This window comes from Haliscomenobacter sp. (assembly GCF_041740695.1).
Taxonomy (GTDB): domain Bacteria; phylum Bacteroidota; class Bacteroidia; order Chitinophagales; family Saprospiraceae; genus Haliscomenobacter.
In genome coordinates this window covers 1-16,701 of the sequence record NZ_JBGSLK010000143.1, presented here as the reverse complement: position 1 = coordinate 16,701, position 16,701 = coordinate 1, and the positions used below count along the sequence as shown (strand labels likewise).

The 16,701-nt window shown below is 45.1% G+C and carries 9 protein-coding genes; 7 read left to right on the top strand and 2 right to left on the bottom strand.

Annotated features, from left to right (window positions below; all coding sequences use genetic code 11):
- Window positions 1-130: 130 nt before the first annotated feature.
- Window positions 131-5,866 carry a T9SS type A sorting domain-containing protein gene (locus ACEW9O_RS29310; protein WP_373553797.1) on the bottom strand — a complete coding sequence of 1,912 codons (5,736 nt, stop codon included), beginning with the start codon at window positions 5,864-5,866 and terminating at the stop codon, window positions 131-133.
- Between the two features lie 360 nt (window positions 5,867-6,226).
- Here ACEW9O_RS29310 and ACEW9O_RS29305 point away from each other — a divergent pair, with 360 nt between their 5' ends.
- The 4 genes from ACEW9O_RS29305 (at window position 6,227) to ACEW9O_RS29290 (ending at window position 12,970) form a co-directional block, all read left to right on the top strand.
- Window positions 6,227-8,881 carry a choice-of-anchor L domain-containing protein gene (locus tag ACEW9O_RS29305; RefSeq protein ID WP_373553796.1) on the top strand — a complete coding sequence of 885 codons (2,655 nt, stop codon included), beginning with the start codon at window positions 6,227-6,229 and terminating at the stop codon, window positions 8,879-8,881.
- 413 nt (window positions 8,882-9,294) lie between these two features.
- A complete protein-coding gene (locus tag ACEW9O_RS29300) occupies window positions 9,295-9,966 on the top strand; it encodes an SGNH/GDSL hydrolase family protein (RefSeq protein WP_373553795.1) in 672 nt (223 codons plus the stop codon).
- A gap of 102 nt (window positions 9,967-10,068) precedes the next feature.
- Window positions 10,069-11,166, top strand: coding sequence for a DUF4249 domain-containing protein (locus tag ACEW9O_RS29295; protein WP_373553794.1), 1,098 nt, complete (start codon window positions 10,069-10,071; stop codon window positions 11,164-11,166).
- 82 nt (window positions 11,167-11,248) lie between these two features.
- Window positions 11,249-12,970, top strand: a complete 1,722-nt coding sequence (locus ACEW9O_RS29290) for an SWIM zinc finger domain-containing protein (protein ID WP_373553793.1) — start codon at window positions 11,249-11,251, stop codon at window positions 12,968-12,970.
- Window positions 12,971-12,986: 16 nt separating this feature from the next.
- Here ACEW9O_RS29290 and ACEW9O_RS29285 read toward each other — a convergent pair whose 3' ends face one another.
- Window positions 12,987-14,426 carry an ATP-binding protein gene (locus ACEW9O_RS29285; RefSeq protein ID WP_373553792.1) on the bottom strand — a complete coding sequence of 480 codons (1,440 nt, stop codon included), beginning with the start codon at window positions 14,424-14,426 and terminating at the stop codon, window positions 12,987-12,989.
- 234 nt (window positions 14,427-14,660) lie between these two features.
- On the opposite strand from ACEW9O_RS29285, the gene ACEW9O_RS29280 reads away from it, so the two are divergent.
- The 3 genes from ACEW9O_RS29280 (at window position 14,661) to ACEW9O_RS29270 (ending at window position 16,582) form a co-directional block, all read left to right on the top strand.
- Complete coding sequence (locus tag ACEW9O_RS29280) at window positions 14,661-15,290, top strand: Uma2 family endonuclease (RefSeq protein WP_373553791.1); 630 nt, start codon at window positions 14,661-14,663, stop codon at window positions 15,288-15,290.
- Window positions 15,291-15,374: 84 nt separating this feature from the next.
- On the top strand, window positions 15,375-15,809 hold the full coding sequence (locus ACEW9O_RS29275) for a hypothetical protein (protein WP_373553790.1): 435 nt from the start codon (window positions 15,375-15,377) through the stop codon (window positions 15,807-15,809).
- Between the two features lie 32 nt (window positions 15,810-15,841).
- On the top strand, window positions 15,842-16,582 hold the full coding sequence (locus ACEW9O_RS29270) for a hypothetical protein (protein ID WP_373553789.1): 741 nt from the start codon (window positions 15,842-15,844) through the stop codon (window positions 16,580-16,582).
- Window positions 16,583-16,701 lie beyond the last annotated feature (119 nt).

Here is a 16,701-nt window from a genome sequence, read left to right as displayed (position 1 = left end):
CCACACCTTATCGAATTCGATAAGATTAAAATCGAAGCAGGTACAAACCGCTTTGTTTTATAAGCACAAAAAATTATTGCGTGCGGAATGTGGGTGAATACACATAGATTCCGCACGCAATAAATCAAATTTACTCAATCTTCGTCCACTTCACCACTTTCCTTACTCCATTCAACTCCACTTCCAACAAATACCACCCCCCTGGCATTTCCTGCACATTCAATGAAGTTTGGTTTTTGCCGGGAGCTGCGTCCAAAGTCAGTTGACGGATGACCGCGCCAGTTGGATGCAAAATTCGCACTGCCGCACGAGAAGCTATTGTACTGCTGTTTTCAAACTGAATATTCAAGTCAACTTGGCTTGGATTGGGGTAAAGGTGTACCTGCAAATCAGGCTGAGCCGTAGCCCGCTTAAACGGTTCATTCACCTGTAATTCAGGATCAGTAGGCGCACCCAATGCATTGCTCAGCGTAAGCCGAACAAAATTGCTGGACAAATCGAAACAATTGTCCGCCAAGGCTGCTGAATCCAGATTATCCCCGGCTTTGGCCAGTAGATTGCCGCTGTACGAAAGTCCCCACACCCGGAAAATACCCGCAGGCAGGGTATCAAAATTGAGGCTGTCGGCGGGCAAAATACTGCGAATGATATTCTGAGCGTCTGTTACCATGAAGCGGTAGGGTGGCAATGGAGCGGCGTCTTTGCGCACAAAACGCAATACATCCGCTTTGTTGTCCCCACGGGTAATGCTCAATTCCGTCGCGCCATTCGAAGTGCTGATGCTTCCTCCATTGGGCACTTGAACCACTACCGTAATAAAGTTCTCAGACAAGTCGTAACAATCGGTACTGAGGGCAGAATTGAGTATATCTTGCCCAAACTGAACCCGGAACTCGCCCGTATGTGCAATGCCCCAAATCCGGTAAGTTCCGGCAGGTGAACGTTCAAAATCAATCAGAATCGACTCGATGTCAGGGAACAAAACCCGGTTGCGGTCGTCGGTAATGACAATGCGGTAATCATCTCCCACAATGACTTCCGGAGGGAAAATCGGGATGGCATCCGGGAGTCCATCTCCAGGGCATACATAATAGGTGCTCGCTCCGTCGAAGGTACTGATCCGGCTGCCTTCTACCTCACCTCCACGGACAACGCGGACGACATTGTCAGCCAGGTCGTAACAACTGCTGGCGAGGGAGTCTTTCAAATTTAGTTTTTGCCCCAATCTGATCTTGTTCAGGCCCGTATAAGAAAGGCCAAAAACCAGATAATTGCCGATGGCTTCTCTACTCAGGTCAATGCGGTCAGTACGGGCGATTTGGCGAACAATGGTATCCAAAGTCGTCAAAATGTATACAAATCCAGACCTTGAACGGCTGGTTGTCTTCATCCGCAGCGTCATGCCGTCTTTACCTGGGCAAAACCGCAGATTGGTAGAGTCATTGATCGCACTGATGCGGCCACCATCTGGAGTATCCAAAAACACCGAAAGGTAATTGTCAGAAATGTTGTAACAACCATCCGAAATTGGGGTGTTTTGAAGGATTCTGCCAGCGATGAGCGTGAAATTTCCAGAGAAAGATACCCCGTATACCCGCAAGGTTTGCAATCCGCGAAGGTCCAGATTTTGGGTATTGCCAGTGACGATACTCAGTACCAAATTGCTGGCATTGGTGATGACATAACGGTAACCAGACTCGGTAGCTGCAGAGTTGTTACTAAACGTATAGGGGTCATTGATCCCGTCATTGGCACAAATGTAAATAGAGTCTCCAACGGCAGTACTTGAAACCCGAGCCCCATCTACAAAGGATTTTTGTACGGCAATGAAGTTGTCACTCAAGTCGAAACAATCATCGGTAATGGCTGAATCGCGTACCGAAGAACCTGTTTGAATGATGATCTTCCCGGTATAAGCCAGGCCGTACACCCGAATTTTGGAACCACTCAATTTTTCAAAGTCAATTTTGTTGGTATCAGGTAAAACGGAGATGAGTCGATCCTGGTCGTCGGTGATCAGGAGGAGTTGCGGGGCATTGTTGGTGCCTTTTCGTATGATGGTCGCCACATCCGCAGTCCCGTCACCGGAGCAAATATTGGCACCAATGCCTGTCGCTTCAATACTTCCTGCTTCCGGGGTCACTTTTTCAATTTCCAGATAATTGGTCGACATGGAAAAACAGGAAGAAGCAAGTTCCTCCTGATCCGCTTTTTGCCCAATCGTCGCCAACAATTCACCATTGAATACCAGTGCCCAGATGCGGTAGCTGCCAACGGGCAATGAATCCAGTGCCGTTGCACTTTCGCGGGTAATGGCCCGAATGGTATTGGTGGTATCAGTAATCAAATAAGCGATCGAACCTTCCTGATTGCCCTCTAAACGCCATTCGATCGAATCTTTTTGACGATTGCTGGAGCATACGAAAGTTTTGGTTCCCCCACTCAACAAACTGAGCTGACCACCTAAGGGGATTTGACGATTGACGGTTATGGAATTGAAGGACAGCCCCGAGCAATCATCGGCTAAAACGTCATTAAAGATGTCCTGACCAGCTTTGGCCAACAATTGGCCGCCATAAGCCAATCCCCAAACCCGGTAAGTCCCACCGGGGAGGTTGCCAAAATTGAAACTGTCCTGAGAAGTTGCTGCGATGATTTTATTGGCATCATTGGTGACGAGGTAGACAAATTTTTCACCCAAACTGCCCACCCGCTGGAAGCGCAGCGTTGAGCTGGCCCCCATCGAAGGGCATTGCAGGTTGTCCGTCCGCCCATTGCTCAAGCGCACCAGCCCACCTTGCAGGTTGGTTTTGATGGCGGTAATGGCATTGGAGAGATTGAAACAGGCATCCGATAAGGCCGAACGGTTAATGTTTTGCCCTACAGTCGCAGTCAGTGTACCGGTATAAGCCATGCTATAGATGCGCGCAGTATCGCGGGAAATTTCATCAAAAATCAGACTGGTTTGATCGGTAACACGCAAGATGTTGCCCAAAGCGTCGGTAACCAGATAAACCAGCTGGCTACCCAGGGCATCCCTGCGCGTCCAGTTTAAGGTATCGGGTTTGCCAGCGCGGCAGACAAATCTGGGTGAACTGCCCGAACTGAAGGCCACCACTCCACCTTTAACTTGCTCCTTAGTGATGGCAATAAAATTATCAGACAAATCAAAACAGGCATCCGAAGCGCTAAGCCCCGTAATGACATCGCCAGCTTTGAGCAAAAGACTACCAGAATAAGAAAGGCCCCAAATGCGGCATTTACCCGGTTGACCCGCGTTGAGGTCAATGCTATTGCCCAATAAAACCAAGAGCAGGCGGTTTTGATCATCGGTCAACAAGTACCGATAAGTAGAAGTACTGGCCGTACCCGTAGTGCGGAAGGACATTTGATCGGCAGTCGCGTCGATACAAACCAAACGCGAAGTAGCACCAGTACTCAAGGAGACCTGCCCCCCGTCCACTTCATTCCAGCGGAAACGTTGGAAATTGTCACTGAGGTCAAAACACTCATCACTGCTGATGCTGGCAATGTTGTTGCCTATGGTTGCGCTCAATTTACCGGTGTACGCTACCCCATAAACCCTGAAGCTGTTGGGGAAGCTCTTCGAAGGACGGAAACTTTGTCCATCACTAATGGCTACAATGCGTTGCAAAGTGTCGGTGATGATCAGTGCAAAACGATCTCCTTTAAATGCAGGGCTCAATTGTAGGGCAATGCTTTCAGGTGCGTTTTGACCAAAACAAATCAACGCAGCACTGGGATTCGCAAGGCTTAAGGAGCCGGCAGCAACGGTGCGTTTGATCACTTGCACAAAATTATCGGACAGGTCCCAGCATTGACTGGACAATTCTGCCGCCTTGGCATTTTCACCTACTTTGGCGATTAACTCGCCAGAAAAACCAAGTCCATAGATGCGGAAATAGCCCTCTTGTTCGCCCAACATCCGCACCTGATTGCTGGTGGAAATGGAGATGATGCGATTGAGGGTGTCGGTAAGCAGGTAGACGTAGTTTTGTACGAGTAGGGTAGAGGCCGTGATCATTAGACTACTGTCCTTACTCACGCCACACAACACTTTACGGGTACCACCGTCAGCGAATTGAATCCGACCTCCGTCATTGATGGATTTGGTAAACGTGATGAAGTTTTGTGAAAAATCGAAACACTGATCCGAAAAACGGGCCGTACGAATATTGGAACCCGCTGAGAAGGAAATTTTACCCGTATAAGATAGGCCATATACGCGGTATTCACCCGCAGGCAGGTCACCCAGGTTGTATTGCCCATTGTTGGGAAAAAGACTGATGACGTTGTTTTGGCGGTCGGTGATGAGGTAAACGTAGTTGTCTCCCCCGGCACCCGTACTGGAGATGATTTTGGTTTGTGGCACCCCAGAAGTAAAACACAAGAGTTGAGCCGTACCACCATCACTAAACTGCAAGCTACCACCGTCGGGATTACGCTTGCGTAGGTTGACTGGCTTTGCCGTAATGGAATAACAACTATCTGCAAAGGGAACCGCAAAAAGTGCATCGCCAATTTTGGCCTGAATGTTGCCAATGTATGTAGCCCCCCAAACCCGATTGTACTCACCGGGTATGTTGCGGAAGTTGATGCTCGGATTGGCCGAAAGTGCCAGAATGCGGTTATTCAGGTCTGTGACGATAAAATGTTGCTTTTCAGAACCGTTGCTCGTCAAGCCAAAAGTGCGGAATATGGTGGTAGGGTCATTGATACAAACTGTACTGGTAGTATCGTTGCCAATCAAACTGATTTGACCTGCATCCAGCAGGTAAACGGTAGCTCGAATGAAATTTTCGGATAAATCCGAACACGCTGTGCTGAGTTTACCCGTAGCTGGTTTACCCACCTCTGCCGTCAACTTACCGATGTAGCTCAAGCCCCAAATGCGGTACTCACCCGTGGGTAGTCCTGTAAAGTCTGCCTTGCCATTGGGAAGAATTTGCAAGATGATGTTTTGGGCGTCGGTCAATAAATAAGTGTATAAAGCTGGAGATTCCGTGGTCGTTTTAATTTCCCGGCTAGATACATCGGGTAAATTGCCACACACAAAAGTATGGGTAGCCCCATCGGGTAGGGTCACTCGGGCGCCATCAGGATCAGTTTTGATTACCGTCAGAAAGTTGTCAGACAAATCAAAACAACTATTGGAAAAAACAAAACTGAGCACATCTTGGCCTACCGAAGGATTTAAACTGCCTCCATAGGACAAACCATAAACACGAAAAACCCCCAAGGGTAAACTTTTAAGGGAAATACTTGGCTCGGTAAAAACTTCGATGACCTTGTTTTTGGAATCGGCGAGAATATAGCGGTATACCGGGCTGTCGCTGCCAGGTTTTAACAACAACACCTCATCGGTGTTTTCATTGGCACAAATGTAATGCGGTGATTCGCTGTTGCTGAAAGAGAGTACCCCCCCATCAGGAATAAAATGCACCACCCGGACAAAATCATCCGTAAGGCCATAACAGTAATTGGCTAAAGTATCGGTTTTGGCGTTCATGCCAGGCCGAGCCAACAACTGCCCCTTGTAGTACAGCGCCCACACCCGGTAATTGCCGGGGCCGTACTTTTCAAAGTCGATGTTGGGGACCGGGGAAATGTCCAGGATTTTGTCCTGTTCGTCGGTAACCAACAAAACGTAGGGCAAATAAAAAATGCCCGTTTTAAATACAAGCCGATCAGGCTTGCCGTCACTAGCGCAAGTAAAGGCTTCCGTACCACCACCAGCCAAAGCGATTTTGGTACCGTCACCACAGTTTTCGGGATATTGTGCTGCCAGGCCCGTAGAAATGCAAGAAAGGCAAAACAGCACCCATAAGTAAAAATAATGCTTCATTGGATAGCAATTATGTATTTTCCTTAGTGTAAATCAATGATAGTCAGAATGCTACAAGGAGCAATCTGTGAGCAATAGCCGAAGGGGGCGTAGATGGGTGTAGATAGCCTCTTAAAGATAGTAAAAAATTATATAAGCGCTGGAGAAACGCAGCGTAAATATAGTCTTTTCGTCATAGATGTTTAAGTGTACTGGAGTAAAATTTAAAAGATACCTTGTAAAGGTTAGTATGGGAATAAAAAGGTGTGAGGGACAAAAGTCTTTATGTTAACGCTGCAATTTTAATAACGGTAAAAGCGTACCTTTATTGGGACTAAGAGCATGTCTAAATTATAATTCTAAAGACCGATTCACAGCATTATGTGGAACATTGCCTCTGTTGCGTTTGTATTGATCGAAATGTTCGGACCACATCCTGAGCCAAAGTACCCTCCCACTTTGGCCGGTATCGACGCCAGTCATCGCTATACGGTAGAGCGACTGGTTCAGGACGTATTTGTAGGGGGCGCATGTCGCAATACCTTCAATATCAAGGGTATTGGCAACAGTGGCGGCATTGGTTATTTTGAAAATGGCCAATCCATCATCGGCATCAATCGAGGGGTTATGTTGTCGACTGGCCCCATCGAAAACAGCGAAGGCCCCAACGATTCCCGGCGCATCAGTGGGGATTTTAAAGACCTCGCCGGTGACCCTGACCTGCAACAATTGTCCCAGTTGAAAATTCAGGATGCAGTAGGTATTGAATTTGATTTTGTACCACTCGATTCGGTAGTCACTTTTCGCTACGTTTTTGCATCTGAAGAATATTGTGAGTTTGTGGGTTCCAACTTCAACGACGTTTTTGGCTTTTTTGTAAGTGGCCCGGGCATCAACGGTACGTTTAGCAATCAAGCCATCAATGTAGCGCTGGTGCCAGGGAGCAAGGATTATGTTTCGATCAACACCATCAACCACAACGTCAACCAGAATTACTTCGTCCACAACGAACTCAAAGAAGATGCCGATCGCTGCGGCATTCCCTGGACAAATTCCCCGAACCTGGGCAACATCCAGTACGATGGTTACACCCAGGTGATGACTGCAACGCTCAAACTCAAAGCCTGCGAGACCTACCACCTGCGTTTGGTCATTTCCGATGTCAATGACGGACAATTTGACTCTGCCGTTTTTTTGGAAGCGGAGAGCTTCAACATCGGCGGCAGCATCAATCTTGCCGTAGGTGATGGCGTACAACAAGATACGATCATAGAAGGCTGTGGAGAAGGTCAATTTATGGTCAGCCGCAAAGACCCCACTCAAACCACACTGCCCCTGACCATCGGCATCCGGGTGGCCAGTGCCAGTCAAGCCAAGTCTGGGGCTGATTTTAAACCCTTACCTTCTTCAGTGACCATCCCCAGTGGAAAAGTTTTTACCACCATCAAAATTGAATCCATTCTGGACCAGGTCAATGAGGGATTGGAGGACATCATCCTGGAACTGGATTTTCCTTGTTCCTGCATCAGTGACACCGCTCGATTGTACATTGAAGATCCACCTCCTTTAAATACAGGTTTAAAAACGGTGGAGTCTTGTATCGGAGATACTGTATTGTTGCAAATGCAGCCCAGTGGCGGAGTAGCACCCTATCACATTCGATGGAGCAATGGAGATACTTTGACGCAATTCAGGGCCTCTGCCAAAATAGACACCATCTACCGCGTTAACCTGAAAGACGCCTGTGGCCGCATCATCGATGATGAGGTGATTGTGCGCCGCCGCAAACCTCCGGAAGCTCGACTCAACAGCTTGCGCGAAGTTTGCTCCAATGACACCGTTTCCATCCCCATCTATTTTAGTGGGTTTCCACCCTACACCTTCACTTACGCGCTAAATGGGGTAGCCCAACAAAAAATCGAAACCTTCGACAATCCTTACACCATCAATACCAACCTGGAAGGGCGGATTGAATTGTTGGATTTTCGGGATGCCCTCTGTGCTGGGAGGGTGAGTGGCCGGGCTGAGATTCGCAACTATCAACTCAAAACCTTGGCTACCTCCCGTCAGGTAAGTTGTTACCAGGCCAATGATGGCTCCGTCCGCGTCGATGTGGCGGGAGGAACTGCGCCTTATCAATTCAATTGGAATGCCAGTCCCGACAACAGCCCGGTGATTCAAAACCTTGCTGCCGGGAAATACGCAGTAACCATTACCGATGCCAAAGGTTGTTTTACCAATCTGGAGGTAGAAGTCCGCCAGCCCCCAGCTCTGGACTCCATCACCTTTGATTGTCAGGAATTCAGCGGCCCTTTTATCTCCTTTGCGGCTTCTGGTGGCACGCCCCCCTATTTGTACAGCATCAATGGCGACCCTTTTCAAAACGAACAGGTGTTTAGCCAACTCAATTCCGGCGATCGATATGATTTGCGCATCCAGGACGCGGCAGGATGTATGGTGAATCAAAATTTCATCATGCCCTCGCGTTTTGATAAAATGGTGGAGTTGGACCCTACCGTGCTTTTGGAATTGGGGCAGGATTATACCTTCAGTCCCAATCTGAATATTCCCGAGAGTTTGATCAAAAGCATCAAATGGCAGCCTGCCACGGGGCTGAGTTGTACCGATTGCCTCAAACCCTTGGTTCGGGCGCTCAAAAACGATACCTACACCATCGTAATGGAGGATATTTTTGGTTGTCTGGGCTCGGCTTTTATCAATGTCAAACTCAACCAACAAATTGATCTATACCTTCCGAATGCCTTTTCGCCCAATGGAGATGGCCTCAATGACCTGCTGGTGGTACACGCCAATCGGGATCAAATTCAGCGGGTAGTGCGCATCCAAATTTTCAACCGCTGGGGCTTACTCATCCACGAGGATCAGGACTTTTTGCCCAATGAAGGCCGTCGAGGCTGGGACGGGCGCTACAAAGGGGTGGACATGCTCCCCGGGGTGTATACCTATATTGTGAGTGTGGAACTGGTTGATGGGCAGGTGCAAATGCGCAAGGGGGAGGTGACTTTGATGCGGTGACATCATCCCTAAGGTGCCTCTAAGGTGTCTATGGTCTGTCGATTACCCACAAAACCACAAATTAGATTTTTTGACGCAGCTTCGCTGCTTGATTTTAACACGACACACAACGCAACGACGACACGACGTCCTCAGCGCTGCGCGCTGAGTGTCCCCAACGCATGGCGTTGGGTGGTAGCGGTAGCTAATCGTCGTGTCGTCGTTGCGTCGTGACGTCGTGTTAAAAAGATTTGGCGAAGCCGAATCCAATTAATGTGTGCGGATTTGTGGGTAATCGACAGGTCTATGGTTTCTTAGGTGGTTCAAATAAAAACTTTTGCGCGCAAGCGCGAAGAGCATGTTTTCTTCACCACCTAAGAAACCATAGACACCTAAGAGGCACTTTAGCAGCTGAGAAAAAATAAAAAGAATTCATGTTGAAGATACTCCTCTCCTCCGGTATACTCTGCTTTTGGGCTTGGGCTTGTCAGTCCCAAACTCCCGCTAGTGACTCCCTCCGCTACCTCGCCCTCGGCGATTCCTACACCATTGGCACCAGCGTGGACGTTGCTGAACGCTTCCCTATGCAACTGGCCAAAGCCTTGCAGCAAAAAGGCATCAAAATTCAAAAGCCCAAAATCATCGCTCGCGTCGGCTGGTCGACCGATCAGCTGAGCGCTGCCATGGATCGCGAAAACCTGGCGGGTACTAGCTGGGACTTGGTGACCTTGTTGATCGGAGTCAACAACCAGTACCGGGGCGGCTCCCTGGAACAGTACAAACTTGAATTTGAAAACCTGCTAAAAAGGGCGATTGAGCTGGCGGGTAAGGATAAAAAGAAAGTGATCGTTCTGTCTATCCCCGATTATGGGGTCACTCCCTTTGGCCAGCGCTACCAGGCCGGGCGCATCAGCCGGGAAATTGATGAATTTAATGCAGCCAACAAAAAGATAAGTGAAAAATATGGGGTGGCGTATTGCGACATTACGCCGATATCGCGGGAGGCATTGAAGGAAAAAGACTTGATTGCGGAGGATTTGTTGCATCCGTCGGGGGAAATGTATGAAAGGTGGGTGGAGCTGTTGCTGGGGATGCTGAGGTTCTAATCTGCCGTATTTTTTGCTTAATGACCGACTCAATTACGCATTCATTTGGCTATTAAAAGTATTGCAACTATTTTAGAAGCTACATCGATCACAATAAGCTACATGGATCGCAAAACATTGACACCTTTTTGGCCCTGGTTGAGCTTATTAATGGCATTTGGGTTGTTCACCTGTATCAAACCAGTTGACATAGAGCTACCCACCCTCGATGAAGGGATTAGTATTTCGGCTTTTCTGAATACCACTAAGGGCAAGCAGGAAGTAAGGGTACAACGCCTGGCACCCTATACAACTCGGGGACTCAATTATCCCATCCTTGACGCCCAGGTATGGATCATGGATAATCAGGGACTTCGACAAAATTTTAAACCCGACCCCACCCGGATTGGCTACTATCTTCCAGTTGATCGTGACTTTGTTGGTGAACCTGGGAAAACTTATGTGCTTCACATCTTAACTCCAGACCAGCGAAAGATTGAATCGCTGCCCCAAACTCTACGGGAAGTGCCCCCCATTCAAAAAGTGTATAGGGAAGAAATCATTGTGGATGATTCACGCCTTGGAACTGTGGTGAAAGGATTTAAGGTGCTGCTGGATATGGATGACCCTGCTACTAAGGGGGATTTTTACCGCTGGGACTGGGTGCATTACGAGCAAATTTCTTATTGTCTTCAATTCCATGGGACACCGCTGGGTGGTTTAAATTATGAGACTTTGGTGGGTATAACTTGTTGTGAAACTTGCTGGGATATCGTGCGGTGTTACGTTAATTGTACAAATGTTTATTCGGATGTACTGACCAATGGTAAAACCATCACCCGCTACCCGATCTCCCGAATTCCCTACTGCCCACGGGATTATTACATCGAAATCCAACAACGTTCTATCACCAAAGAGGCCTACAACTATTGGCGCACGGTAGATCAATTGACCAGCAACAATGGGAGCCTTTTTGATACTGCTCCAGCAGCTGTTAAAGGCAATTTGACATGTGTGAGTGATTCAAACCAGGCAGTGTATGGGTTGTTCGAGGTGTCGGATTTGGAAGAAGGGGGCTATTTTATTTCCCGCATCAATACGTCTAAACCTGGCTATTTTACTTGTGATCCACTTCCCCTTCCAACTGCTTCGACACTTTGTGCACCTTGTGTTGAAAGTGTATATCGAACGAAGGTGAAGCCGAGGTTTTGGACTAAATGAGGGGAAAAAGGGTGGATTTTGAATTTTACTTTGTTTTTCTGAGAACCAAATGGTTTTTATATTGCTGACTCAATTAGTCGCCATGCAATTTCTCATCCACCTTCCTATACAATCCACCTTGGCTGAAGCCATTCAAAACTTGAGTGATGCACGCTTGTACGCTATTTTTGGTCCGGTTATTCTACAGCGATCTCATGATTATATTGATCAAATTGAAGACGTTGACTACGCTCCAGGTGTGGCCCAAACTTTGATTTATGGTTCTGATGAATACGAAGTAGAAATCAAACACGAGGCCAGCACTGCTCGACTCTATGGTGATTGTTCCTGCCCTTACGACGGTGGAGCCTGCAAACACCTCGCCGCTTTTTTGCAGTACCTGCGTGAAGCTGAAGATTTGGATGAAATCAATCATGTTGGAAATGCCTTGATCGACATTACGCCTAGTGAACCAGTAAGTAGTGTTTCATTCGATTTTAAAGCCTGGGTAAAAGCACGCAGCCAGGAAGAATTAGAAAATCTGGTTTTGCAACATGCACCAGAATCCCTGCGCAAATCCCTGGCTCTGCAAGCTGGAAGTGTCAATGTACAAGAGGAGCTTTTTCAAAAAGCCGAAAAGAAAGTCAAAAAAATCCTCAAAGAGTTTGATGAATATGACATAGATGCTTACGAGGAAAAACTGCTCAAACACCTGGAAACGCTTCGCCCGCTGTGGAGCCTGATGCCAGTAAAAATTTACAAGTTATTGCGAAAGGTTGTCGAAGCGATAGACAAAGCGCAGAGTGAAGGCTATCTGTATGATGACTACAATGATGGAGTTTTTGACGGCATTGAGCTAGGTGCCTATATCGCCGAGTTTGTTTCGACTTTACCTGAACCCCTTTTCGCAGAAGGTTTTTCGGAAATGTTGGAGGTTTTTGGAAACTTGGAATACACCATCTGTGACAATTTTCTGTCAACATTACTGCCTAAACTAGATGACTCAAAAGGTGTAATTTTAAAAAATCTATTTATCGCTGGTGATGATTTATTGTCTCAACAAAGGCATGATCAACAGAAAGAAATCTGGGTTTTTTTGAAACCCCTTTTGAATACAAACGAGCAAAAGCGGTTGCTAAAAAAACTGCCCGATCCTTTTTTTATCCTTGAACTTGCTGACTTGTACGAGCAAGAAGGGCAAAACCAGGAAGCCATTAAGTTATTGACCCAAAGGCTTTCTCAGCCTGTAAAGAACCATTGGGACGACTCCTACAATATTGCCCACGGTGCTGAACCCCTCTATGAGAAGTTGCTTGGGCTATTGCACAAAGAAAAACAGGATCAGGATTTAAAAAAATGGGTGTATCGCTATGTGGAAGAAAGAGCGAGTGCCCGAAGTTTGAGTTTTTCACTCCAATTCCTACCGGAGGCACAAACGGAACTGGAAGCCTTGTTGAAAAAGCGACAGGTCAGGAGTTTTGCCCAATACCTTGAAGAAAGTTTCCGCACACCAGAGGTAGTCCAACTTTTTAAAAGCCATTCCAAGGACTTTCCACAAGCTGTTCAATATGATTTTTTTAAACGCAATCTCTTGCTGTTTCCCAAAGAAGCCCAAGTCGTTTTTAAGCAGGTATTGGACCAGGAATTGCCCATTGCCAAAGAGTACAGCTATCAGAGGGTCGTGGAGGTCTTGATCTTGCTGCGTGAATTGATGGAAAAACAAGCCTTTGTTGCTTTGGTACAAGCCATTCGTGCTGGGTATAAACGACGCCCAAATCTCATGGCATTGATGCAAAGAGCAGGCTTGCATTTCCCGGAGAAATAGGTTTGTATGCAACAAACTAAGGTTCAAACAGCACTTTGGCTTCCAAATTATTATCCACTAAACCCAAGCTATTTTCATTCATTTTTACGCCAAAAGTGGTTAAAAAAGAGAGAAAAATATGCTTTTGGGTTTTACTCACTTTTCTGAATGTTTCCATTCTTTCCCGCAGGGCAGCCGCATCTGATTTATCGAGTGAAATGGCTGCACTGTAGAATTTAAATTCAAATAGGTTGATGCTTTGGTCTTTTCGGTCAAGTACCAAATCAATTTGAAAGCCTTTTTCGTTTTGGCTTCCCGCACAAGCAAAGGCAGAAGCTTCTGCATAAATGCCTGATATGCCAAGTGCTTTTTTGATTTGTGGGATATGTTTAAGGCATATATTTTCAAAAGCATAACCACACCAGCTCTTAAATTTAGCTGTTTGGCTCAGGGTTTGCCACCATTCATTCCCCTGCCATGTGCTGTTTTCAATAAAATTAAGATAGAACAGAGAATATTCATCGGTCAGCCTATACAACAACTCCCGTTTAGCCCTACCGTAGGGGTAATATTGTGTGATAAAACCGGAATACAGCAATTCCTGTAAAACATTGGAAGTATTACCTCCATCAGGAAGCCCTGCTGTTTTTAATATTTCCTTTCGCGTCATGCCTTTCCATTTTTGCGACAAGGCGCGTATCACCGCACTGTGATTGGCGGCATTTTCAAAAAGGGCAGGATACAGATTTTGAAATTCATTGGCTAAGGTGCTTGCAGGGGAAAAACAAATTGCCCCAATGTTCTCAATGGCACTTTTGCCCGGCAGTATTTCTTTAAGATAGTGTGGAATACCCCCAAAGGTCATATAAACTTGTAATATTTGGTAGGTGTCAAGCCGAATGTTTCGACTTTTTAAGTATTGTTCGGTTTCATACAAGGTGAAAGGTTGCAGATCCACGCGGCGTGTAATCCGATTGTGCAGGCCACCCTTATCATTCACCACTTGTTCGATCATCCAGGAAGCCGCCGAACCACAAATCACGACAACAATGTTTTGGTCAACGCACCAACTGTTCCAAAAAAAACCTAGGGCGCGTAAAAATCCCGATTTACGTGAATCGAACCAGGGGAGTTCGTCCAAAAAAACAACCATTTTTTGAGCATATTTTTGCTTTTCCAAGGCTAAAATGAGCATCTGAAAAACATCAAGCCAATTTTTAGGCTTCAATTTGGCTTCACCTTCGTAAAAAAATTGATTGATGCGGAAAGCAAAATTTTGCAATTGCTCTGCCATTTCAGCATTTTGCACACCAGTAACTTCAAAGGCGATACGGTCAGTGTAAGTATTTTTTATCAAAAAAGTTTTGCCAACACGCCGTCTGCCAATGACAGCGACCATTTCTGCTTCTTGTGAGTCTAAAGCAGTTTGTAAAACGGCCTGCTCAGGTTTTCTACCAATCAGTTTTTTGTTTACCATAAGGCTAAATTTAAGAAAATTTGTCTTTTTTTTTCAAAAAAAATGCGCTATATCGGGCTTTAACTATGCAAATATACATAGTTACAGCCCAGTATGGCGCATTTTTTAAAAATAAGCTTTTGTTGTTATGTTGTAAACGGGTGCAAAATCTAATGGCATTGATGCAAGGTGCAGGTTTGCATTTCCCGGAGAAATAGGTTTATTTTGTAGGATAGTTAACTTTATCAAAATTCTATGGCCGCAGCAAGCACTCCTACTGTTCAATTGAGCACTCTTCCAGAAGAGCAGCTCAAGATAAGGCCACCTTTTTACACCCTGGAGCAGTACCTGCAAATGGAGGAAGCTGCCGAGGAACGACATGAATACCTCGATGGTCAAATTATTACCAAACCTATGGCTAAAGCCCCTCACGATGAAATAGCAGTCAATCTCATCGCAGCCCTTAAAAATGCCACCAGGTCTCTGGATAAAAAATACCGCATCTACAGTAGCAATCAAAAAATCTATCTGCCTGGCTTAAACATGGGACTGTATCCAGATGCAGTTGTGGTCTGTGAAAAACCGGAATTTCAGGATGATAACCAAATCTTGCTGATCAACCCACTGGCAATTTTTGAAGTACTTTCGAAAAGCACAGGCAAGTATGACCAGGGTGGTAAATTTCTAGAATACCAGGCTTTAGGTTCGTTTAAAGAATATGTTGTCTTGGATCAGGACAAATGCCAGGTGCAGGTGTTTTATCGCGAGGAGCCTGACCTCTGGCGGAAGACCAGTTTTAATAATCTTGATGCACAGCTTGAGTTGAAATCGATAGGGTGTGTGCTGACGTTGAGGGATATTTATGAGGATGTGTTGGATGGGTAGAAAGGGTTTCCTTAATGGTTAGAATTGGCATAAAATGTACTTTGCATAACGCTTATTTTTAATTTTTTCTCAAAACATAATACTATGGACTTACTTTCTACAGCAACTGGCTTTATTACAGCTTCATTTACTGAAAACAAAAAGGCCAAAAAATTCAAAGATGAGTTTATTGGGGCTTTTATAGATTGGATTCAACCTATAATTCTAATGAAAGACCCTAAGTTGATGGAATCACTAGAAAATAATGCTGAAGATGCAAAGACTCAAGGTCGTTTAGAAAGTCGCTTAGAGGATTTATTAAAAGATGAAAAATTCCGTACGGAATTAGAAGTTTGGTTAAGTAAATCAGAATCTACTTTTCCTAAAGAGAAGAATGTTTTAGAAGCCGATAAATTAAGTGGTATAAACTTAAATGTAGGAGATAAAAGTACCGATCAAAATCATTACGACCGTAAAAATGTTATTAGCATAAAAGAAGGTGATTTTTCAGGTGATATTAATGTTGGTGATTCTTTTTGATTATCAATTACAAGCTTCAATAGACTATCCTTATGGATGAGCCAATCTATCCAGTTAAAAATTATGTACAGCATTCTCCTAGCAGTGTAGGAGGTGATTTTCGTGTAGGTGACAGCTATTTTCTTGTAACAAATGTGCCATTTACGCTTACTAGTCCCAAGCTTTTTTTTGAGCGCACTAATTCTTCTTTACTTAAAAATTCAATTCCCTGCTTTGAAAAGCATCGACCTCAGGTTGAAAGTTTCCTTCAAGAAAAACAAAAACAAGTTTTACTAATAGTTGGAGAAGACGAATCTGGTAAAACGCATTTTCTTCGTGATATTGTGTTAGAGATAGCTCAGCACCATCCGTGGAAGATAGCCAGTTTAGAATCTCACATATTGGGTCAGGTTCCCGAGGTAAAATTGCTTGATAATGAGGTGCTTTTACTTTTTAAAGATGATATAGACTGGAAGGGAATAGATTTTTTAAACTCAGTTTTGCAAATAATTGATAACCAGAGTAATATTAAATTAATATTAACAGTACATGCTTCTTGGGTCAAAAACATTAAAAATGTCATTGAAAAAATCAAAGATTTCCCAGGAAAAGTTTTAGAAATCAAATTAACCCGCTGGGAAAAAAAGCATTTATTAGATATTCTAAGGTTAGCTGCAAATTCAGAAAAAGTAGATTTTGAAGATGATATTGTAAGGCAATTTCCTAATCCTTATCTCTTGAAATACTTTGGAGAATCCATGATTGGCAAACCTTTAGAGCCTGTAAAAATTTAAGATTTTACAGATGTGAGGAATGAGAAAAAAGGAATCAGCGGTAATTTGGTTGGAGAAAATTTGCAAATATGTACCCAACCAACATCACTGATTCCCAATGGGAAGTTATAAGTTCTTTG

Coding starts and splice junctions, on each gene's coding strand:
- ACEW9O_RS29285 (WP_373553792.1), bottom strand. CDS start 14,426: ATGGTAAACAAAAAACTGATTGGTAGAAAACCTGAGCAGGCCGTTTTA.
- ACEW9O_RS29305 (WP_373553796.1), top strand. CDS start 6,227: ATGTGGAACATTGCCTCTGTTGCGTTTGTATTGATCGAAATGTTCGGA.
- ACEW9O_RS29270 (WP_373553789.1), top strand. CDS start 15,842: ATGGATGAGCCAATCTATCCAGTTAAAAATTATGTACAGCATTCTCCT.
- ACEW9O_RS29310 (WP_373553797.1), bottom strand. CDS start 5,866: ATGAAGCATTATTTTTACTTATGGGTGCTGTTTTGCCTTTCTTGCATT.
- ACEW9O_RS29295 (WP_373553794.1), top strand. CDS start 10,069: ATGGATCGCAAAACATTGACACCTTTTTGGCCCTGGTTGAGCTTATTA.
- ACEW9O_RS29280 (WP_373553791.1), top strand. CDS start 14,661: ATGGCCGCAGCAAGCACTCCTACTGTTCAATTGAGCACTCTTCCAGAA.
- ACEW9O_RS29290 (WP_373553793.1), top strand. CDS start 11,249: ATGCAATTTCTCATCCACCTTCCTATACAATCCACCTTGGCTGAAGCC.
- ACEW9O_RS29300 (WP_373553795.1), top strand. CDS start 9,295: ATGTTGAAGATACTCCTCTCCTCCGGTATACTCTGCTTTTGGGCTTGG.
- ACEW9O_RS29275 (WP_373553790.1), top strand. CDS start 15,375: ATGGACTTACTTTCTACAGCAACTGGCTTTATTACAGCTTCATTTACT.